Raw genomic sequence first — 20,137 nt, forward strand, 5'->3', positions numbered from 1 at the left:
ATAATATTTGATATTATTGACTTAATGCCCGTAAAAATCGCTGCATATTAGCCAACATTCCTGATTTTTTCGGTTGGGGACTATTGCTATTATCTTCCTCTCCTGTAGTAGCTTTAAGAATCAAGTTTTCTAAGGCTTCTCCCATGGGTTTTTGGGTTTCTTGAGCAATTAATTCATAACCACTATCTCGCTCTAAATAAACATACCAAGGAGAAGGATAGGAACGCAACACGGCCACCCCATCTAAAGGACGAAAATAATAAACTGATTCAAGGGTACTAATAAACCGTTCTCGTAGTTGACGGGCAGCGTAACCAATGCCCACAATAGACACATCTTCTAGTTGGGGAATAAGGAGGATAACCGGGCGATCGCCAGCTAAATTACACAATTTTTCGACTATTCCCACTTCTACGGAGGAAGGGGCAACCAATAAAAACGCCTCGTCTGCGTCGGAAATTTTGCTTTCTATGGTTGTCGCACGACTGCCCAAGTCTGTTACCCTAAAAGGGGTTTCTCCCCAGTCTCGACGGGCTAAAGCTGCTGCCCCCGTATCAGGAAAAATCACCTTTAACCCTGATTCTCGCCCCTCAAATAATGAGGTAAACTCTAAGGCGAGGGCTTGGGCCTGTAAAGCAATTTCAGGGATGATTAGTTCTAGGGAAATACGGCCAACCCCTGCTTCTAGGGCTAGTTTTGCTGCTTCTTTGGCCTGAGAGACGGCTTGTTCTAAACTGTTGGGGACTTCGAGCATAGTGGCTATGGTTTCGGCGATCGCTTATTAAGCATTGTACAGGAATGGGGAACGTTTAACAGTCAAAAATCAACAAATAATAGAATGATTATTGGTATTTTAGCGGTACTTTCGGCTTCAGCGGCCGCGGGAATGAGAATTGCTTTACCCTGATTAATTATCGGTTTACTTCGCAGTGATTTATGGTCAGAAGTTCCCCTACTTTCTTCACTTCCTCCTCAAGTTTTAATTGGCATTTTAACCAGTTGGTCATTCTTTGAATTATTTGGCTCTAAAAAGTTATTAGGACAGCGCATTTTACAGATTATACAATTAATTTTTAGTCCATTAGTAGGAGGGTTATTAGCAGTAACTGTTGTAAAAATAGCTAACTTAGAAATGGAACCTTTATGGTTAATTGGGGTGTTGTTAGTTTTGTTTGCATTTAATGCGCCTAAGAATGGGGGATTAATTGCTTTAATGTTATTATGGATTGCGATTAGAAGCTCTACGGCTTGGCGACAATGGTATAGTACAAGTCAGAAGTCGTAGAGGCTTAATAATATAAGCCCCTACAGAAGTCAGAGCATTGAAATCATTGTGGTAATTCAACAAAAAATCTTTATTATAAGATTAATAATTATCATGATTTGTAGGGATTTAACACTGTTAAATCCAATTTATTTTATCATTTTGTTACAGGGATGATAGAAATCTCTTAAGTATAGGTAAACTAAGATTATTATAGTTTATCTTAACAGGATGAAAAGGAATATGAGTATTTTTCCTGATTTTTCTCATCATAATTATACAATTATTCAAGAGTTAGGCCGTAACCGAGAGGGGGGACGTATTAGCTATTTAGGTGAGTCTCTAGAGACGCAGCAAAAGGTTGTGATTAAGCAATTTAGGTTTGTTGATGCTGATGCGACTTGGACAAGTTATAAAGCTTATGAACGAGAAATTTCTATCTTAGAAACCCTAGATCATCCTCGTATTCCTCATTATCTTACCTCTTTTGAAACTGAGGATGGATTTTGTATGGTACAAGAATATAAAGAGGCCCCATCTTTAGCCAATAAATCTAATTTTTTGCCTGAACAAATTCAAAAAATTGCTATTTCTGTGTTAGAAATTTTAGTTTATTTACAAAATCATGTACCGCCGATTATTCATCGAGATATTAAACCAGAAAACATTTTAATTGATAATAATCTCAATGCTTATTTAATTGATTTTGGCTTAGCTAAAATTCGAGATGGAGAAGTTGCTAATAGTAGCATTGCTGCGGGTACACCTGGGTTTATGCCTCCTGAAGAATTGTTTAATCGTCCCTTAACAGAAGCATCTGATCTTTATAGTTTAGGGGCAACTTTAATCTGTTTATTAACTCAGACTCCTTCTAGTAATATAAGTCAATTAATTGATGAGGATTATTGCTTTAAATTTAATCATTTAATGGTTAAATTAAATCCTCAATTTATTACCTGGTTAAGTACCTTAGTTAACCCCTTACCAAAGCAACGTTATCCTAATGCTGAAATTGCTTTAAATGAGGTGCGATCGCTCAATATTAACGCATTACTAATTCCCAATAACAAACCTTTCTTAGTTTATTCTTTTGCTAAAGTAGGAATAGCATTTATTATGTTAGGGTTTTTAATGGGTGGTGTTGTTAATATACGGCGTTTTTTCTCCTCATTTAATACAAATTATCAAATCAATGTTAATCCAAATTTATCTAATGGGGAAGCATGGTATCAAGAAATTAAACCTCATTGTAATTCAGTAGAAGTAGGGACAGCAATGAAAAATTCTCCCCCTCCTAATACATCTGATGGAATTGGTTTGGCTGCCGGATGTTATGCTTTAGCCGGTAAAATTGAGCAAGCTGATCAACTCATTCAAACATTACCTAAAACTGAACAATTTACAGCAGCAGGAATTGTATTTGCCATTGGACATCCGGTTGCAGATGCGGGAGATGATGAGTCTGCTGGGCCTATAATGGAGTTAGTAATTAAATATCAACCTGAGAATTTTATGGCAGTTTATCATGCAGGAATGTCAGAATATGTATTAGGTGATTATGCAAAATCTAAAGCTAATTTAACTAAGTTTTTAGAGCTTTATCAACAAAATGATGGTTGGCGAAGTAATGCCATTGAAGTGTTAAATCGGATGAATAGTAACACCAGCGTTCAATCAAATTAAACAATTATTCATTATTCATTGATAAATTTAAAACTTCATAAACTTCATAAATTTCATAAACTTCATTAAGTTTAGATATTTTGATTAAAAACCATATTTATTATTGACAGGTATTTTTTTCAATGTTAAGTTTTGAACAGTAATAATCATCTAAATAAAAATAACAATGACTGCTGAAGATTTTTATAACCGAGGAGTTGCCTATAGTGAGTTAGGGGACTTTCAAAAAGCTCTGTCTGACTATAACCAAGCCATTGCCCTTAATCCTAATAATGCTGAGGCTTACAATAACCGAGGGGTTGCCTATCGTAAGTTAGGGGGCTATCAAACAGCGATTTCTGACTATAACCAAGCCATTACCCTTAATCCTAATAATGCTGAGGCTTACCTTAGCCGAGGGGCTGCCTATGGTGCGTTAGGGGGCTATCAAACAGCGATTTCTGACTATAACCAAGCCATTGCCCTTAATCCTAACTATGCTCAAGCTTACCTTAACCGAGGGGCTGTCTATGGTATGTTAGGGGACTTTCAAAAAACTCTTTCTGATCTGCAAAAAGCAGAAAATTTGTTTCAGCAACAAGGCAACAGAGTAGAGGCTCAAAAAGTATTAGAAATTCTTAAACAATTGCCGTCAATAAACTAGCTAATTTACCATTAATGTAATTACCAAGGCTATTCCTAGGAATGATCACTAAAAAGATTGTTGAAACATTTTAAGAGACTCTAAATGTTGATTTTGTTGTTGTAATTGGGTGGCGATAGAATTACAAACTAAATCACATAAAGGAAAAACTAAGGGGTTTGCGATCGCATAAAATACATTGACACCTTCTTGGGTTCGGGTGACAATTCCTGCTTGGGTTAATAGTTTTAAATGTTTGGAGACATTCGCTTGTCCTAAACCCGTCATTTCGATGATTTGAGAAACATTTTTTTCTCCACTTTTTAAGGCGCAAACAATCTGTAACCGACTCACTTCTGATAATACTTTAAAGAAGTCCGCAATCATGGCCAAAACCGTCGGAGATAACTTAGAAATCTCCTCATTTCCTAATAATGTCGTCTCGATAGATAAGCTTGAGTCGGTAAGGTTGGGCATATTGTTATATCGCTAACAAACTATGTATACATATTATGATTCTTTATTATAGCTTAATTAATGCCAAGTTCCCATATTACCAAATAGTTGTACATTAAGAGAGGAGAGTGATCCCTCTCTCTCTCAGACCTTAAAATCAAGAGGGATAAAGGGAATAAACAATGAAATTAGACGATTTATTAAGTAAATATGGTCTTGGGCAGAGAAATTTTCAGCATATTATTTTACAAGAAGCAGATTTAACCGAAATTAACCTCTCAGGGGCAAATTTTGAGGGGTCAGATTTCCGTCAGGGACGATTAGGAAAAAGTAATTTTTGTCAAGCAATCTTAAGAAAAGTTAATCTTAGTGAGTGTCTTCTTTGGGGGACAGATTTACGAGATGCTGACTTATCCCAAGCTATTTTAAGAGATGCGGATCTCAGTGGTGCAAAATTAATCGATGCTAATCTCACAGATGCTTATTTAGGTAAAGCAAGTTTGTGTGGGGTAAATTTAACAGGGGCGACATTATTACGGGCTATTTTGTATGATGTAGATTTGCGGCCTACCTCTGAAAGACGAACCAATTTAGGCCAAGCAAATTTAAGTTATGCTGACTTATGTTATGCCAATTTAAGTGCAGCTTTATTATATCAAGCCAATTTATCGGGTGCAAGGTTATGTCGAGCAAAATTAAGTCTAGAACCCTATAAATCGACCTTTTCAACTGATTTAACAGAAGCCAATTTACAAGGGGCAGATTTAAGCTATGCTGACTTAAGTAATGCCATTTTAGTTAATGCTAATTTACAGGGGGCAGATTTAACAGGTACTATCTTAACCGATGCGGATTTAAAAGGGGCAATTATGCCAGATGGGACAAAATATCACTAAAATTTTAAGTTTGATTTCACCAATCAATTCCGGTTGATAATTGTTTTAATTCTTCAACCCGTCGAATGGTCATAATAGCTTCACAACGGGTCTTCCATTTCTCAGAAAATCGAGCATCACGATAATAATAATTCACTAAACCACATTGAGATTCTTTTAGTTTAATCCATGCTTGCTGCATGGTTTGTAGATATTCTTTTTCCTTGGTATCTGCGGTTTTCATTAATTTTTGGTATAGTTGATTTAATTCTCGATCTGCATTTTGAAAAGCAATTGTATTACATTGAACAACAGTAGATTCTGCAAAGGGAATTCCTGGACATTTAATTTCTGTACCATCAAAATAACTCCCTGTGGGATCATCAGCATGGGAGGGTGAAGCAACGGTTACACTTAAAATTGAAATGCTTAAAACTGAAAACAAATTATATTTAAGGTTGATTTTTTTTTTATTCATTAGATTGAACTCCTGCTTTGAAAATTTGCTTTGCTGTTAAGTTTAATTCGGAAAAAACAACAGAAATAAGTTTATCATTCTTTCTGAATTAAAGCATTAGAGAGAAAAGGCAGATTAAACAATAATAATCTAAAAATAAGACTGGTAAAACGTCACAGTTACAGTGTCTTCGTCATGTTCACAACAGACAACAAATCGCAAATGAGGATAAACTAATTTGAGGTGATTTTCCCACATTTGTCTGATGGCTTGTCCTAGATAACAAAGATTATTAATTCCAACTCGATTACTGCCTGAAAATAAATCATCGATATGTTGATGATTCATTACTTTTTCAATTGCTTTGATATCATTTCCGAGTTGTTGTTTCCACTGTTGATAAATAGCCTGATCAAAAGCTTCTGCCAGAAAAATTCCTCCATCATATTCGATAAATTCTGGACAAAAAAGAGTCGCTAATATGATGGCAACTTCTGCACGAGACGCTCGAAAAAGATAATCCCAAGGAGAAAAATCTTCCCCATTAATAGCTTTCCACCGTTGAAAATTCTTCAGGTTATCAATATCAGGTCGTAAGTCTCTTATTGCTGGTTTTAGTATCATGGTTAAGGAATTTCATCCATTCTGGCAGGGCGAACAGTTCTTGAGGCTTGGACAAATATAGTTCCTCTCGGACTTTTGTTATGATTGTACTCGACAACGTGAGGTGTAGGTATATCAGCATGGGATCTTCCCCTCAAGTCTACTCGCTTAATTGCTTTTCCATTATCATCATACACAATATAGCTTGTAATATTGACGTTATCGCTACGATATAGCACTTCTCTCGGTTTAGCTTGAGTAACAGGAAAATTACCCTGAAAACGCTTTCCCTGAGCTATCAAATCAGCAGCAGGTATGCCAATTGTCCAATCAACGGGTCTGACCACTTAATTTATTTTGGAAAATCATCTTCTACAAACTTACCTATGGTCAAGTTAACCACAAAAATAAAAACCGTAGGGTGAGCATTGCCCACCCTACCCTGATTAATTTAACGAACTGTTCCCCGTAATGCTTCTGCATCAATGGGTTTAAGCAAATAAATCCGTAATAAATCCCCAACAATACCCGCAATTAAAGGTACTTTACGCAAAGTTTTAACCACTTTATTGCTGTTACTTTCTTCAATGGCTTTCATTTGCTGATTGCGTTCAGAACAGCGTTGTAAACGGGGATAAAACTCAGGATGATCTACATCTAAAACACTGGGAAATGCTCTGGCAGAGGTTTCATTAGTTTTACGAATTACTTCCTTATCAAACTCCGTTGCATCTAAACCTAAAGACTCATAAAAACTCGCTCTTTCATGGACTGTTAAGGTATGGGTTGCAAACACAGAAAGCAGGAAGAAACGACTCCATAAACGGGATTGCCAAGTATTCCAAAGTTTGGGTTGAGAACGTAATAAAGCGTTGAAAATATCCCCATGACGGTTCTCATCTTGACACCAATTTTCAAATTTCTTGAAGATTGGATAAAATTGCTTTTCAGGATGCTTTTCTAAGTGACGGAAGATGATTATATAACGCCAATAACCAATTTTTTCAGAGAGATAAACGGTGTAAATTACCCACTCTAAAGGAAAGAATGTATAGGTGCGAGTTTTGGTAACAGTGGCTAAATCTAAGGATAGATTAAAATCAGCCATTGCTTTGTTTAAGAAACCAGCATGACGCGCTTCATCCCTGGCCATTAAATGAAACATTTCTGATAGAATAGGATTGCGGCCTTTGAGTTTACGGGATAATTCTTTAAACAGTAAGAATCCAGAAAATTCCGAAATGCAAGAGCGTTCTAAATACTCAATAAACCCCTCTTTGGTGGTTTCATCTAAGTTATCCCAACAACCTCCTTTAAAATCATCGTCACGGACGAAATGATTACGGTTGTAGTCGTTCCGCATTTCCGTCAACATCGCTTGTAACTCTGACTCTTGCTCCGTTAAAGAGAGGTTGGCCGCAGTTTCAAAGTCTGTAATATAGAAGCGAGGGGTAAGAAGCGTTTCCTCTGTAGGTGCTTTCGTTCCAGGTTTCAGTTGCTCTGCGCTTGGTTTAATTGGAGTCTTAACCATAACCATTCCTATATAACCGAATAGTTATATCATCGTATACTTAGGTTACTTTGTCTATCCCTGTTTGCAAAAGTTTAGAAAAGCTCCTAGTGAAGACATAAGTAATAGCAGTACGTGCAAGGGAACAGGCAACGCCGCATCTGGCAACAGTTGATTATGACAAGATTTTAGCTGGGGGTGAAAATAATCAATCTTGGGAGGAACTCGTTAATAGTATCATTGCTAAAAGTGGTAAAGTTGAACCGATTTGGGATGAATGGTTTTTACTCTTTTTCCCTTACTTAGAGAATGTACTTCAAGGATGTCAAAATTAGTAATAACTTCATTAAATAGGCTTTAAAAATTAAACGCTGTTATAATATAGTAGCTCTTAAATATATCAAATAATGATCACAAGAAAAAGCTTATTTTATTTACTCACTTTAACCACTTTTTTAACAGTGATTGCAACAGCTATGATACCTCAAACAAGTGGGGCAGAAACCCCAGAAATCACCCTAATTTCTCAGTCATCTTCTAAGCCAATGACGGTTAGAGATATTCAGGTATTTAATGGCGTTATCACGTCTTTAGCAGTTAGTGAAGTTAACAACATCCTATTAGTTTCTACCAGAGATGGTACAGTAACTGGGGTTAATTTACAAGATCTACAACCCCTTTATGCAGAAACGTTTGTTAATGAACCCCGTTCTTTAGTAATTACTGCCGACCAAAATACTTTTATCACTGCATCAGATAAAGAGATTCGTCTGTTTAATCTTCAAGATGGAGTCAGGGGGAAAAGATGGGTCGCTCATGCGGGAAAAATAACTAAACTGGCCCTTAGTCCAGGCAATGAACTATTAGCAAGTATTAGTGCTGAAGATGGCACTGCTAAGCTTTGGCAACTAAAAGAAGGTAGTTTACTGCAAACTTTTGGGGAGCATACTGGCCCCTTAACGGCTGTCACTTTTAGTCCCAATGGAAAATTATTAGTTACAGGAGCTAGTGGCACAGATCGCACCTTAAAATTCTGGGACACAGAAGCCTTTGCTTTAATTAGAACCTCCCCGCAACAACCGGGTTACATTTATGATCTTGCTATTACCTCTGATGGCAATAAATTGGTGGCTGCTGTGCGAAATACCATCAAGATTTGGGACTTAAATACAGGTCAAGAATTATTAACTGTAAAAGCCGCTGAGCTTAACTTAAATGCCATTGCTGTTTCTCCTAATAATCAATGGGTTGCCACAGCTAATAAAGAGGGAACAATCTCTTTAATTGATATTACTCAAGGTAAAATAATCGGAACCCTAAAAGGTCATAAAGGTTGGGTAACATCAGTAATGTTTAGTGATGATGGCCGCTACTTGTACAGTGGTGCTGAGGATAAAATTGTTAAAATTTGGGATTTTCAAGGAAATCAACCCTAATTAAACTTTCAAATTCTTTCTTTTTCTAACAATAAAGTAACCGGGCCATCATTATTAATATTCACTTCCATCATGGCCCCAAAAATTCCTGTTTCAACCCTTAAATCACTGTTTTTTAATTGCTCAATGAATAAATTATATAGAGATTGAGCAACATTAGGAGATGCAGAATTACTAAAAGAAGGACGACGGCCTTTGCGACAATCACCATATAACGTAAACTGACTAATTACCAATAATTCTCCTTGAATTTCTTGAACTGATTTTTCCCATTTTTCTCCCCCTATTTCGGCAGAAAAAAGGCGTAATCCTAAGCATTTACGCACCATCCAATCAATTTCTATCGATGTATCCGTCTCAGCAATACCTACTAATAAGTTTAATCCTCGTCCAATTTTCCCGACAATTTCCCCATTTACTGTTACTTGGGAACTCAAGACTCTTTGAATAATAATACGCATTCTTTTAATGACTAATAGACCTCTTTAAATCTATTCTATAACTTTATTGTAGGGGCCAACGACCGTTAACCCCTACTTAATTATCGAGGAAATTTTAGGGAATTAATCTTATTTCCCAAACCCTTTACCTCGTTGTGTTGATGGTAGAGAAACACAGTTTTCAATCTGCTCATATAATTTGTCCTCATCAAGATTTTGTCCGATTAAGACTAATTGATTTTTGGGACTACCTTTCCATTCGTCATCTTCAATGGTAAACCGTTTTCCACTAAGGTGAAAAATATGACGTTTCGGACTTTCATTAAACCAAAGAATTCCTTTGGCACGAAACACATTCGCAGGTAATTGGTTATCTAGAAAATATTGAAACTTACGAATTGACAATGGTTTATCACTCTGGAAAGAAATGGATGTAAAGCCATCATTTTCTAAGTGATGGGAATGATGTTCATGGTCATGATCGTGGTGGTGATGCTCATGCTCATGATGTTCGTGATCGTGATGTTCGTGATGTTCGTGATGATCGTGATCGTGATGTTCATGATCATGTTTTTCTGCTTCAGTCTCAAAATATTTATCTGACTCAAATAATCCTACACTCAGAACTAAAGGCAAGGGAACTTGAGACTTTTGTGTCCGTAAAATTCTCGCAGATTCTTTCATATCTCGGATGCGAATTTCTAAAGCATCAACATCTCCTTCATCCACTAAATCAGTTTTGTTGAGAACAATAATATCCCCATAAGCAATTTGACTTTGGGCCGCTTCTGAGTTAAATAAATCCAGACTAAAGTTGGCACAATCTACCATCGTAACAATAGAATCAAGTCGTGTCATATCCCGTAACTCTGTACCTAAAAATGTCAGCGCAACAGGTAACGGGTCAGCTAATCCTGTGGTTTCTACCACGAGATAATCGATCTTATCAGCGCGTTCTAGAACTTTGTAGACAGCTTGAATTAAATCTTCGTTAATGGTACAGCAAACACAACCATTATTTAATTCCACCATGTTGTCTTCGGTAGTGACAATGAGTTCATTATCAATGCCAATTTCCCCAAATTCATTGACCAAAACGGCTGTTTTTATGCCTTCTTGGTTGGTGAGAATATGATTGAGTAGGGTTGTTTTTCCACTCCCCAAAAACCCCGTAATAATGGTGACGGGTAAGCCGTGTTTAGGAGTCTCCATGCCTTCGGGATTTCCTGACTGTCTATCAACTGTTTGCATAATCTTCCCGTATACGAAACATCGATGAAAATAAACTGCGGTGAAGTTTTCACCTTACTCTTTAATTATGACGAAAAATGAGAAATTTTGACTCTGGAATTCTGAACGATAAATTATAAATCCGCATTTATTATAAGTAAATCTTATTGTTTTTTGTTAATTTCTTTTAAAATTGTGATGTTACATTCATTTATATTTTACATAACTTAACAAAAATTAATATTTTATTGCTAATAATTCTTAATTACCAACGAATTCATGGGATTTATCTGCCCTAACTGACATTAATTTTTGTTGCAGGAAAAAAACTCATTTTGACAAAAAAGCCATTTTATGTATGAGCGGTTTTTATGGCCCAGACTGTTATCATTTGAAGATAATGGGTTGAAATCATGGATAAGGAAACCTTTACCTCTCTTGATCAAGCAAGAATAAGATTTGTCCGAGTGCTTTGGTGCGACAATGCCAATGTGATTCGAGGGAAGGCCATACACCGGAAACGACTCGAAACTTACTTAACTCATGGCGTAGGCATTACTGCGGCCCAACAAGCCCTACCTGTGATGTATGATGCCCCCGTCCCTGAGAGCGGTCTGGGGCCAATTGGAGAAATTCGCTTAGTCCCTGACAGCAATACCCTAACCCTCTTACCCTATGCCAAAGGACACGCAAGGGTCATGGGAGATATGATCCTCGATGGACAGCCTTGGGGATGTTGTCCCCGTGCCTTTCTAAAACGTATGATTTTGGCGGCCAAACAAGCTAACTTTGAAGTCATGGCCGCCTTTGAGAATGAATTTTATCTCTTAAACCCAGAAGATTTAAGCCCCGTCGATGACACCGTTTTCGCTGCCACCCTCTCGATGGATTTACAACAGGGGGTGATTGATGACATTGTTGATGCCTTAATTGCTCAAGGTATGGTGGTCGAATTATACTATCCCGAATCTGGCCCAGGACAACAAGAAATATCCATACTCTATAGCAATGCCCTGACGGCTGCTGATCAGCAAATTGCCTTTCGAGAAACCGTCAAAGCGATCGCCGTACAACATCACCTAAAAGCTTCCTTTTTACCGAAAATTTTGCCAAATCATGCCGGAAGTGGCTGTCACATTCATTTCAGTCTCTGGCGAAATGGAAAAAACTGCTTACCCAGTCCTGACAACAGTGGAGAACTTTCCCCCCTAGCACAACAGTTTGTGGCCGGTATTCTCAAAAATCTCCCGGCCCTGATGGCTTTAACCACCCCTAGCACCAATTCTTATCGACGACTGCAACCCCAACATTGGAGTGGGGCCTATCGTTGTTGGGGGTATGATAATCGAGAGGCAGCGGTGAGAGTCCCTACCAATGCCACCCTTCCCAGTCCCACCCATTTAGAATTAAAAACCGTCGATGCTTCTGCTAACCCTTATTTAGCCTTAGGGGCAGTCATAGCAGCAGGATTAGATGGTATTCGTAACGAGTTAGAATTAGTTCTCCCAGTACAGGTTGACCCAGGAAGTTTAAGGGAGGCAGAAAGACAAAGCCAAGGAATTGAAAGACTGCCCACCAATTTAGGGGAATCGATTCAACAGTTAGAAAATAATGACGTGCTTTTACAAGCATTAGGAACGAGTTTAGCTCAATCATTTATCGCTGTCCGTCAACAAGAATGGGAAGTGATGAAAGATTGGGAACTCGAACAAGAGGTTAAACAATTATTAGAAAGGTATTAAATGAACTTAGTCATAGAATGATACCAAAATTAACTAATAGATTTACTGTGTTTTTTTGCAAAATATTGTTGATGATAATCGTCCGCTAAATAATAATCAGATGCGGGAAAAATTTCTGTAACAATATCTTTATCATATTTTCCCGAAATTTGCAATTTTAGTTTAGATTGTCTCGCCGCTTTTTCCTGTTCTGATGTATGATAAAAAATCACTGAGCGATATTGTTCTCCCCGATCTGGCCCTTGACGATTTAAACTGGTAGGATCATGAATTTCCCAAAACATTTCTAATAGTTTTTCATAACTAATTTCTTCGGGATCATACTGAACTTGTACCACCTCTACATGGCCCGTAATTCTCGCACATACATCCAAATAAGAAGGATTAGGAAAATGTCCCCCCATATAGCCAACGGAAGTAGAGATAACGCCCTTAACTCGACTAAAGAACCTTTCTACTCCCCAAAAACATCCGGCACCAAACGTGGCTTTTTCCATGGTTAATTAATTATGTACTTTGTCGTCCCAATTCATAAATACCACAGGCCATACAAGCCAGCATTCCCATACTAACAGACCAACTTTCACCTAAGCCTAATTCTACTCCCCAATTACAAAATCCACCAAGGACTAAAAAAGGAATAATGCTCAATAAAGAAGCATAAAAAGCATTTTGAGACTCTCGCGCTGGACGGGTTCTTTCAAACTCTTCAATGGAAGTATAAAGCGATCGCTCAGCAAAATTAAACCAACGATTTAAGCCGACAATAACCCATTCTCTCAGAGAAGAAAACCCTAAATAAAGGGAAAAAGACCATAAACAAGCACCTGCAATCATCGCAGTATTCAGGGAAAATCGAAAAGGAATAAAATCAATAACCATGAGTTTTATCAATTGTCAAGCAAAGATTGGTAAATCATCTATAAATTTTAACAAAACTCTGTCAAATTAAGCAAAATCAATAATTTTCTGGCATCCCCTCAAAACACCCTGCCTTGCCTAACTAGCAAATTAAAGGCAAAAATGATTATGATGCAACCATTAGTCCAGTTCTGGCTAAATTTAATCGGTGTGAGTGATGTTATGAATCAGTGCTTCAATTTTCTGAGATGGAAATCTAAAGCTTGCCGTTCCCAACCTCTCTGGTTACTATTCTTAGGAATAGGGACGTTTTTAGTGCCTGTAACTCTCAATGGGTGGTTAGAGAGTCCTCTACAGGCCCAATATGTACCAGCGACCAATTCCACGAATATCTGGCGATCTGCTTCCTTTCCCCTGGAAAACTTCCAAACCTATACCTCTGGGTTTGGTTATCGGACTTCTCCTGTTACTGGTCAATCTCAATTTCATCAGGGATTAGACATGGCGGCCCCATTAGGGAGTTATGTCCGTAATTGGTGGGAAGGACGGGTGATCAGTTTATCTGATCATACAGCCTGTGGCACCATGATTCAGATTCAATCGGGCCAGTGGACTCATATCTATTGTCATTTGATGGGATCGGTAGAAGAAAGCCCCCAAGGACGTTATTTGATTGATCGAGAGGGGGGAATTGTGTTATGGCAAGGCCAAGATGTTCCCGTTGGGGCGAGAATTGGTCGTGTGGGTATGACTGGCCGCACCACGGGGCCTCATCTTCATTGGGGATTAAAATATGGGGGTCAATATCTTGATCCGGCCTTAGTTTTGCGAGAAATGTTTCGAGATCGAGCGTCTTCTTAACTGTTGAATATAACTATCAACAATTAAAATTGTCTGGTAATACATTCCCCATCATCCACTAATTCTGCTACTAATAATAAGGCTTCTTGCTCTCGATTGTGTTTTAATAACTGTTGAGTTTGATAAAGCTTACTTACCAACTGATTGATCGAGAAAAATAGCTGTTCTTTTCTGGCTAAATGTTCTTCGAGTAAGGAATTTAATTCTCCAAGAGAATAGGGTTTTGGAGAAAAATCCGCTAGAAAAGATTCAGAGGGGTTACTATTCATAGTCAATGATTTAATCAATGATTTCATCTACAATTATTGATTGATTGACGATCTCTGGCTGTTACTGAGATCACACCCCTTTCGTGACATAGCACTGTTAAAGTTAGTTTAACCACCACTGACTGGTGGAATTAAAACTAATTCATCCCCATCTTTGAGGAAGGTATCACCCTCAACAAATTGTAAATTCACCCCAAATCTTGTTAAATCTCGCCATTTCGCTAAGGGGGGATGTTCTCTGAGTAACCCATCAAGAACAGTGCTTACAGTTGTTTCTGGGGGAAACTGTCGTCTTAATTCCGGCACACCATAAGCTTCTTGATAAATAGCAAACAGTTTAATGGTAATAGTAATCAGAGCTTGAGACATAAAATTACTAAATTGATTTTTTTGAACTATTAATTTTTCTATCAAAATTGAGCCATATCGTTAGAAATATGTCAAGCTGAAGGTGGAATTCAATCGTTGATCAGGGGGGACTATGGGAAACCAAGTTGACAGTCGGGAAGTCCTTACCCAACCTAATGTAGCTGGTTCTATTTATCAAAAAATTTTAGTAGCAGTCGATCATCTGGCTGGCAATACGGAAGTTTTTGGAACGGCTTTAAACTTCGCCAAAGCTCAGGGCAGTGAGTTAATGATTTTTACCGCGATTCCTGAACAGACTCCAGGAACGATGGACTTACCTATTTATTCCGAAATGGCAGGTTATGGGGCAATTTATAGCCAGGAAATGGTAGATTTAGAGGAGAAATTAATTCAAGAAACCCTAGAAGAACTGCAAACTTGGCTGAAAAGATTAGCACAACAAGGAATTAGTCAAGGGATTAAAACCGGATCGGATTATGCTTATGGGGAACCAGGTCAACAAATTTGCGCCTTGGCCAAGAAATGGGACGCTGACTTAATTATTATCGGTCGTCGTGGCCGGAGTGGTTTGTCGGAGTTATTATTGGGGAGTGTGAGTAATTATGTGATTCATCATGCACCCTGTTCAATTTTAGTGGTGCAGCATTAAAAAAAGAGGGTTATACCCCCCTTTATACCCCCCCTTTATAATAGGGATTAACGGTTGTTTCTAGTCTTCTGTGGCCGCAACCGCCAATTCTTCGTCGGCTTCTAATGCCGAAGGAATATCCTCTAGATTTTCTTCTTGGGGCATTTCTTTTCCTTCTGCCTCAGCTAAGAGCTTCAGGCGGTATTTTTCCGCCATTTCTTCCGCTTTCTCAAACACTAAATCCCGATTTTTGAGCATATCACCAGGTTCAGGTTCTAGTTGTTTCGTAGACAGAGAAATGCGTCCTCTTTCTGCATCTAAATCAATGATCATGACCTTCAGTTCATCATTGACCCCAAAGACACTGTGAGGAGTATCAATATGGTCATGGGAAATTTCAGAAATGTGCAGCAGTCCACTCACGCCACCAATATCAATGAATGCCCCATAGGGCTTGATGCCACGAACGGAACCAATGACCACTTGACCGACTTCTAAGCCATTCATCTTCCGTTCGACAAGCGCACGACGATGACTGAGAACTAAGCGGTTGCGTTCTTCATCCACTTCCAGAAATTTTAACGGGAGTTCTGTGTTAACTAAATCTTCTTTGGCCTCACGGGTACTAATATGAGATCCGGGAATAAAGCCCCGTAACCCTTCAATTCTGACCAAAGCACCACCTCGGTTGGTGGCAAAGACAATAGAACGCACGGTTGCATCTTCTGCCTGTAGTTGACGAACCCTTTCCCAAGCTCGCATATACTCGATGCGACGAATAGAAAGGGTTAACTGTCCGTCTTCGTTTTCATCCGTGAGAATGAAAAATTCCCTAGTTTCATTGGACTGGAGAACGTCTTTTGGGTCATCGACCCGATTAATTGACATTTCTTGAATGGGAATGTAGGCGGCTGTTTTTGCCCCAATGTCAATTAATGCGCCTCTCGGTTCCATACTAAACACCGTCCCAGGCACAATGTCCCCAGGACTAAAATGATAATCGTATTTGTCGAGCAGTGCGGCAAAATCTTCGTGAGTGAAACCAATGTCTTTAGTCGCTGTTGTTTTCTGAGTTACCATGTACCTTATGTTGTCCTATATCTGATCTCCAATAGTCGGCGGTGCCTCCTGTTAATGTACAGTTGCCAATTTTAGGGGCTTCAACCGACTCATTAAGCTGAACCAAGTTGTGACCCTAAGCGCATGAAACTGCCATAGGCACTATCCTTCTCACCCTAGGTGACAAGGACAGTTAAAAGAAGATTGAGTGTGTTTTAGTCAATCAGTTTCAGGATACAGATTCTTTATTATAAATTATAGTTGATTAATTGAACATCTTGCACACGAGATCTCTCAAGGATGTCCCCAGTCACAGTTGACCGAGAACAGGGACAATGGAATGTCTATGCTGATCTTGACTGGGAATTACTTAATTATCAACCCCATCAACCCTTGAAGAAATTAGGGCAGTATCTCCATACAATAGGATCATCGGGTGGGTAATACCCACCCCACTGATTAGTAAAAAAAATAAATCTCAGTATTTTTACTAAACATTTTTTAACAAGATTTTTCAACAAATTTTTTTAAATATATTGATACATATTTAAACTTTATGGCGATTTTTTTTTGTAACAAAATTTCATAAAAAAACGATTTGATTGTTAATATCCCTCTAAAATACTCGGCAAAACTAGACATCAAGGAAAACATTGACCAACTTTTCGGGACAATTGTATAAATTTTACGCATTTGCCAGTCCGTCACTAAAAGATATTTAGCAAGGGAATAAACTCAGCTTTGTTAATCTGAAACAATATTTCTAGAAATTCTGTTAAAAGAGTACGGACAGATGTTGACATAAAGGCGAAATCAATGTTATTAATTAGATACAAATCAGAAAAAATTATAAGGATCTGATTTAATATTCATCAGAAATTTAAAACCACACTAAAATGGAAGTACCAGAAAAATTTAGCTCACTTATCAATCTAAATTCTTGATAAGTTTTTCGGAAAATCTTATAAATGTTCCCCTTGTTTGAAATCAGTTAATTAAACTGATTTTCCCTCTGATTCTTCATTGCTAAATCCTGGAAAAGTGCTTTGTTGTCTGCTCAATTAACAATGAAACTAATTGCCTGTTGTATTTCTTTTGTTTACCCCTATCTATACTGTGATCTAACTTAAGTTGGCTACTGGTTAATCAGTATTTCTACTTCACTGAATCAACACAATGACCATGAAAAATCTGCTCACTATTCAAGAAGCTGCTCAACTCTTAGGTGTTAGTACCAAAACCATTCGTCGCTGGGAGAAAGCGGGAAAAATAGAGGCCATGAGAACTCCAGGGGGACATCGGCGGTTTGAGGCCAATGGTATATTACCCAAACCTTCTGTATCTTCCTTAACAGTCGCTTACGCGAGAATTAACCAAAGCCAATCTCCCGATGATTTAAAGCAACAAGTACATCTGCTAGAAACTTATTGTAAAAGTCATAATTACAACTATAAAATCATTCAGGATATTGGTAGTGGTGTTAACTACAAAAATCAAGGACTAATGTCTTTATTAGAACTCATTTGTACTGACAAAATAGAACGGTTAGTTTTAACCCGTAAAGACAGACTTTTGAGACTTGGTGCTGACATTATTCTTACCCTTTGCGAGATTCTCGGTGTTGAAGTGATTATCATTAACAGTCCAGATGTTGAGAAAATAGTGGAAGAAGAGTTAACCCAAGACATTGAAGACATCGTCACCCTATTTAGAAATCGCCTGTATGGAATGCGTAATGCCACCAATGTCGCACTGCTCAATGAACTGGAGAACCTCACAGAACGATTACATGAATGTTCTTGCGCCCTATAAACAACCCTTGTCATTTGCCCCCATCCAGGGTACGCTGTCAATAATTATTAAGAAACACTTAGGAAACTTAAATCAGCATGAAGCAGCGTGGCGTAACTGTTTGGTTAACTGGATTAAGTGGGGCTGGCAAAACCACCATCACCCAGGCCTTAGAAAAGAAAATCCTTGATGCGGGTTATCCCTTAGAAGTTCTTGATGGGGATATTGTGAGAACCAATCTCACCAAAGGGTTAGGTTTTTCTAAAGAAGATCGGGATGAAAACATCCGTCGGATCGGGTTTGTTTGCCGATTACTCACCCGTCATGGTGTGATTGTTCTTGTTTCTGCTATTTCTCCTTATCGAGACATTCGGGAAGAGGTTCGCGGAAAAATTGGGGATTTTGTCGAAGTTTTCGTCAATGCACCTTTAGCGGTATGTGAAGATCGGGATGTCAAGGGCTTATATAAGCGGGCTAGAGCAGGGGAAATCAAATCTTTTACAGGTATTGATGACCCCTACGAAGCCCCATTAAACCCTGAGGTCGAGTGTCGCACAGATCTCGAAACCTTGGAAGAAAGTGTCAACAAAGTTTGGCAAAAACTCGAAGAAATGGGCTATCTCGCTAAACCCGTTGCGGTTTAAGCTTTCAACCTTGAGAATTCCTGATAATCTGAAGATTGTGAAGGATAATAGGTAGAAACAAGCGTGAAAGTCTTAGTCGTTGGTAATGGAGGGCGGGAACACGCCCTCGCTTGGAAATTGCTCCAGTCTCCCCAAGTAGAACAGTGTTTTTGTGTTCCTGGTAATGGGGGAACAGCTTTATTGCAAGGCTGTCAGAATATTACCCTAGGGGTTAATGACTTTGTGAGTATTGCTCAGGTAGCCCGTGAGCAGGCCATTGATTTAGTGGTGGTGGGGCCAGAAATTCCCCTATCTCTGGGAATTACGGATTATTTGCAAGCATTGGGCTTCAAAGTGTTTGGCCCCACCCAAGTCGGGGCGCAAATCGAGTCTAGTAAATCTTGGGCCAAAACCCTGATGGCTGAGGCTGGTATTCCCATCCCTCAAGGGGAAAGTTTTACAGATTCCCAAGCGGCCAAAGCCTATATTGCCCAACAAGGGGCCCCCATTGTGGTGAAAGCGGATGGGTTAGCGGCGGGAAAAGGGGTTATTGTGGCGAATACGGTGGCTGAGGCCCAAGCTGCGGTTGATAGTTTGATAACTGATGGTTTTTCTCTGATTGTGGTGGAAGAATTTTTAATCGGGGAAGAAGTCTCAATTTTGGCTCTCACGGATGGTTTGACGGTGCGCCCTTTAGTGCCAGCCCAGGATCATAAACGCATTGGGGAAGGAGATACAGGCCTGAATACGGGAGGAATGGGAGCTTATGCCCCGGCCCCCATCGCCACACCTGCCCTATTACAACGGGTGCAAAGGGAAATTTTGGAGCCAACGGTGGCGGCATTGCGTCAACGAGGGATTGATTATCGTGGGGTATTATATGCGGGACTGATGGTGAGCCCTGATGGTGAGCCGAAAGTTTTAGAATATAATTGTCGGTTTGGTGATCCAGAAACCCAAGCGGTTTTGCCGTTGTTAGAAACGCCTCTGGATGAGTTATTGTTAGCTTGCGTTGAACAGCGTTTGGAGAGTTTGCCGCCCTTGCAATGGTATTCAGGGAGTGCCGTTTGTGTGGTAATGGCTTCTGGGGGCTATCCTGGGGATTATGAGAAAGGTAAGCTGATTACAGGCATTGAAGATGCCCAAAGCTTGGGAGCTACGGTGTTTCAGGCGGGAACTAAATTAGATGGCAATCGCCTTTTAAGTGATGGGGGGCGTGTTTTAGGGGTGACGGCCTTGGGGCCAGATTTTCAGGCGGGGATTGAAGCTGTTTATTCAGCCGTTGAGTTGATTGAGTTTGAGGGGAAATATTATCGCCGTGATATTGGCTATCGTGCGCGGTAATATTCAAATAGACC

At 39.0% G+C, this 20,137-nt stretch carries 24 protein-coding genes and 1 pseudogene; 12 read left to right on the forward strand and 13 right to left on the reverse strand.

Annotated features, from left to right (window positions below; all coding sequences use genetic code 11):
* Positions 1–13 precede the first annotated feature (13 nt).
* Positions 14–754, reverse strand: a complete 741-nt coding sequence (locus VB715_RS06955) for a DUF1995 family protein (RefSeq protein ID WP_323300465.1) — start codon at positions 752–754, stop codon at positions 14–16.
* A gap of 84 nt (positions 755–838) precedes the next feature.
* Here VB715_RS06955 and VB715_RS06960 point away from each other — a divergent pair.
* From VB715_RS06960 to VB715_RS06970, 3 genes and pseudogenes are all read left to right on the forward strand, one after another.
* Positions 839–1,285: pseudogene (locus tag VB715_RS06960) on the forward strand (DUF4126 domain-containing protein).
* 222 nt (positions 1,286–1,507) lie between these two features.
* Positions 1,508–2,947 (forward strand): serine/threonine-protein kinase, encoded by a 1,440-nt coding sequence (locus tag VB715_RS06965; protein WP_323300466.1) that lies wholly within the window; start codon positions 1,508–1,510, stop codon positions 2,945–2,947.
* A gap of 166 nt (positions 2,948–3,113) precedes the next feature.
* Positions 3,114–3,590 carry a tetratricopeptide repeat protein gene (locus VB715_RS06970; protein WP_323300467.1) on the forward strand — a complete coding sequence of 159 codons (477 nt, stop codon included), beginning with the start codon at positions 3,114–3,116 and terminating at the stop codon, positions 3,588–3,590.
* 48 nt (positions 3,591–3,638) lie between these two features.
* Here VB715_RS06970 and VB715_RS06975 read toward each other — a convergent pair whose 3' ends face one another.
* Positions 3,639–4,046: a metalloregulator ArsR/SmtB family transcription factor gene (locus VB715_RS06975; RefSeq protein ID WP_323300468.1), complete on the reverse strand. Its 408-nt coding sequence runs from the start codon at positions 4,044–4,046 to the stop codon at positions 3,639–3,641.
* A gap of 161 nt (positions 4,047–4,207) precedes the next feature.
* Here VB715_RS06975 and hetL point away from each other — a divergent pair, with 161 nt between their 5' ends.
* The gene (gene hetL, locus VB715_RS06980; protein WP_323300469.1) at positions 4,208–4,921 is read left to right on the forward strand and encodes a heterocyst differentiation pentapeptide repeat protein HetL; all 714 of its coding nucleotides are present in this window, start codon (positions 4,208–4,210) and stop codon (positions 4,919–4,921) included.
* A gap of 16 nt (positions 4,922–4,937) precedes the next feature.
* Here the strand turns inward: hetL and VB715_RS06985 are convergent, their stop codons facing one another.
* The 4 genes from VB715_RS06985 to acsF form a co-directional block, all read right to left on the reverse strand.
* Complete coding sequence (locus tag VB715_RS06985; protein WP_323300470.1) at positions 4,938–5,378, reverse strand: lysozyme inhibitor LprI family protein; 441 nt, start codon at positions 5,376–5,378, stop codon at positions 4,938–4,940.
* Between the two features lie 129 nt (positions 5,379–5,507).
* Positions 5,508–5,981: a hypothetical protein gene (locus VB715_RS06990; protein ID WP_323291761.1), complete on the reverse strand. Its 474-nt coding sequence runs from the start codon at positions 5,979–5,981 to the stop codon at positions 5,508–5,510.
* Between the two features lie 2 nt (positions 5,982–5,983).
* On the reverse strand, positions 5,984–6,307 hold the full coding sequence (locus tag VB715_RS06995; protein WP_323291762.1) for a polymorphic toxin type 24 domain-containing protein: 324 nt from the start codon (positions 6,305–6,307) through the stop codon (positions 5,984–5,986).
* A 104-nt stretch (positions 6,308–6,411) separates the two neighbouring features.
* Positions 6,412–7,491, reverse strand: coding sequence for a magnesium-protoporphyrin IX monomethyl ester (oxidative) cyclase (gene acsF / locus VB715_RS07000; protein ID WP_323300471.1), 1,080 nt, complete (start codon positions 7,489–7,491; stop codon positions 6,412–6,414).
* Positions 7,492–7,946: 455 nt separating this feature from the next.
* Between acsF and VB715_RS07005 the strand changes: the two genes are divergently transcribed.
* Entirely contained in the window at positions 7,947–8,906 is a 960-nt protein-coding gene (locus VB715_RS07005) for a WD40 repeat domain-containing protein (RefSeq protein WP_323300472.1), read from the forward strand.
* Positions 8,907–8,914: 8 nt separating this feature from the next.
* Here the strand turns inward: VB715_RS07005 and dtd are convergent, their stop codons facing one another.
* Positions 8,915–9,367 carry a D-aminoacyl-tRNA deacylase gene (gene dtd, locus VB715_RS07010; protein WP_323300473.1) on the reverse strand — a complete coding sequence of 151 codons (453 nt, stop codon included), beginning with the start codon at positions 9,365–9,367 and terminating at the stop codon, positions 8,915–8,917.
* A gap of 108 nt (positions 9,368–9,475) precedes the next feature.
* Positions 9,476–10,597, reverse strand: a complete 1,122-nt coding sequence (locus VB715_RS07015; RefSeq protein ID WP_323300474.1) for a GTP-binding protein — start codon at positions 10,595–10,597, stop codon at positions 9,476–9,478.
* A 392-nt stretch (positions 10,598–10,989) separates the two neighbouring features.
* On the opposite strand from VB715_RS07015, the gene VB715_RS07020 reads away from it, so the two are divergent.
* Positions 10,990–12,318, forward strand: coding sequence for a glutamine synthetase family protein (locus VB715_RS07020; protein WP_323300475.1), 1,329 nt, complete (start codon positions 10,990–10,992; stop codon positions 12,316–12,318).
* Positions 12,319–12,347: 29 nt separating this feature from the next.
* Here the strand turns inward: VB715_RS07020 and msrA are convergent, their stop codons facing one another.
* Both msrA and VB715_RS07030 read right to left on the reverse strand, forming a co-directional pair.
* Complete coding sequence (gene msrA / locus VB715_RS07025; RefSeq protein ID WP_323300476.1) at positions 12,348–12,815, reverse strand: peptide-methionine (S)-S-oxide reductase MsrA; 468 nt, start codon at positions 12,813–12,815, stop codon at positions 12,348–12,350.
* Between the two features lie 10 nt (positions 12,816–12,825).
* Entirely contained in the window at positions 12,826–13,200 is a 375-nt protein-coding gene (locus VB715_RS07030) for a hypothetical protein (protein ID WP_323300477.1), read from the reverse strand.
* Between the two features lie 147 nt (positions 13,201–13,347).
* Between VB715_RS07030 and VB715_RS07035 the strand changes: the two genes are divergently transcribed.
* Complete coding sequence (locus tag VB715_RS07035; RefSeq protein WP_323300478.1) at positions 13,348–14,040, forward strand: M23 family metallopeptidase; 693 nt, start codon at positions 13,348–13,350, stop codon at positions 14,038–14,040.
* A 23-nt stretch (positions 14,041–14,063) separates the two neighbouring features.
* Here VB715_RS07035 and VB715_RS07040 read toward each other — a convergent pair whose 3' ends face one another.
* Together VB715_RS07040 and VB715_RS07045 are read right to left on the reverse strand one after the other, a co-directional pair.
* Complete coding sequence (locus VB715_RS07040) at positions 14,064–14,309, reverse strand: hypothetical protein (RefSeq protein ID WP_323300479.1); 246 nt, start codon at positions 14,307–14,309, stop codon at positions 14,064–14,066.
* 108 nt (positions 14,310–14,417) lie between these two features.
* Positions 14,418–14,678, reverse strand: a complete 261-nt coding sequence (locus VB715_RS07045; protein WP_323300480.1) for a MoaD/ThiS family protein — start codon at positions 14,676–14,678, stop codon at positions 14,418–14,420.
* A 112-nt stretch (positions 14,679–14,790) separates the two neighbouring features.
* Between VB715_RS07045 and VB715_RS07050 the strand changes: the two genes are divergently transcribed.
* On the forward strand, positions 14,791–15,327 hold the full coding sequence (locus VB715_RS07050; RefSeq protein WP_323300481.1) for a universal stress protein: 537 nt from the start codon (positions 14,791–14,793) through the stop codon (positions 15,325–15,327).
* 60 nt (positions 15,328–15,387) lie between these two features.
* Here VB715_RS07050 and VB715_RS07055 read toward each other — a convergent pair whose 3' ends face one another.
* The gene (locus VB715_RS07055; protein WP_323300482.1) at positions 15,388–16,386 is read right to left on the reverse strand and encodes a 30S ribosomal protein S1; all 999 of its coding nucleotides are present in this window, start codon (positions 16,384–16,386) and stop codon (positions 15,388–15,390) included.
* Positions 16,387–16,665: 279 nt separating this feature from the next.
* Between VB715_RS07055 and VB715_RS07060 the strand changes: the two genes are divergently transcribed.
* The 4 genes from VB715_RS07060 to purD all read left to right on the forward strand — a co-directional run bounded on the left by VB715_RS07060 (position 16,666) and on the right by purD (position 20,123).
* Positions 16,666–16,809: a hypothetical protein gene (locus VB715_RS07060; protein ID WP_323300483.1), complete on the forward strand. Its 144-nt coding sequence runs from the start codon at positions 16,666–16,668 to the stop codon at positions 16,807–16,809.
* A gap of 738 nt (positions 16,810–17,547) precedes the next feature.
* Positions 17,548–18,177 (forward strand): IS607 family transposase, encoded by a 630-nt coding sequence (locus VB715_RS07065; RefSeq protein ID WP_323300484.1) that lies wholly within the window; start codon positions 17,548–17,550, stop codon positions 18,175–18,177.
* 77 nt (positions 18,178–18,254) lie between these two features.
* Positions 18,255–18,800 (forward strand): adenylyl-sulfate kinase, encoded by a 546-nt coding sequence (cysC, locus tag VB715_RS07070; protein WP_323300485.1) that lies wholly within the window; start codon positions 18,255–18,257, stop codon positions 18,798–18,800.
* A gap of 63 nt (positions 18,801–18,863) precedes the next feature.
* On the forward strand, positions 18,864–20,123 hold the full coding sequence (gene purD, locus VB715_RS07075) for a phosphoribosylamine--glycine ligase (RefSeq protein WP_323300486.1): 1,260 nt from the start codon (positions 18,864–18,866) through the stop codon (positions 20,121–20,123).
* The last annotated feature ends 14 nt before the right edge of the window (positions 20,124–20,137 follow it).

Source organism: Crocosphaera sp. UHCC 0190 (assembly GCF_034932065.1).
Classification (GTDB): Bacteria; Cyanobacteriota; Cyanobacteriia; order Cyanobacteriales; family Microcystaceae; genus UHCC-0190.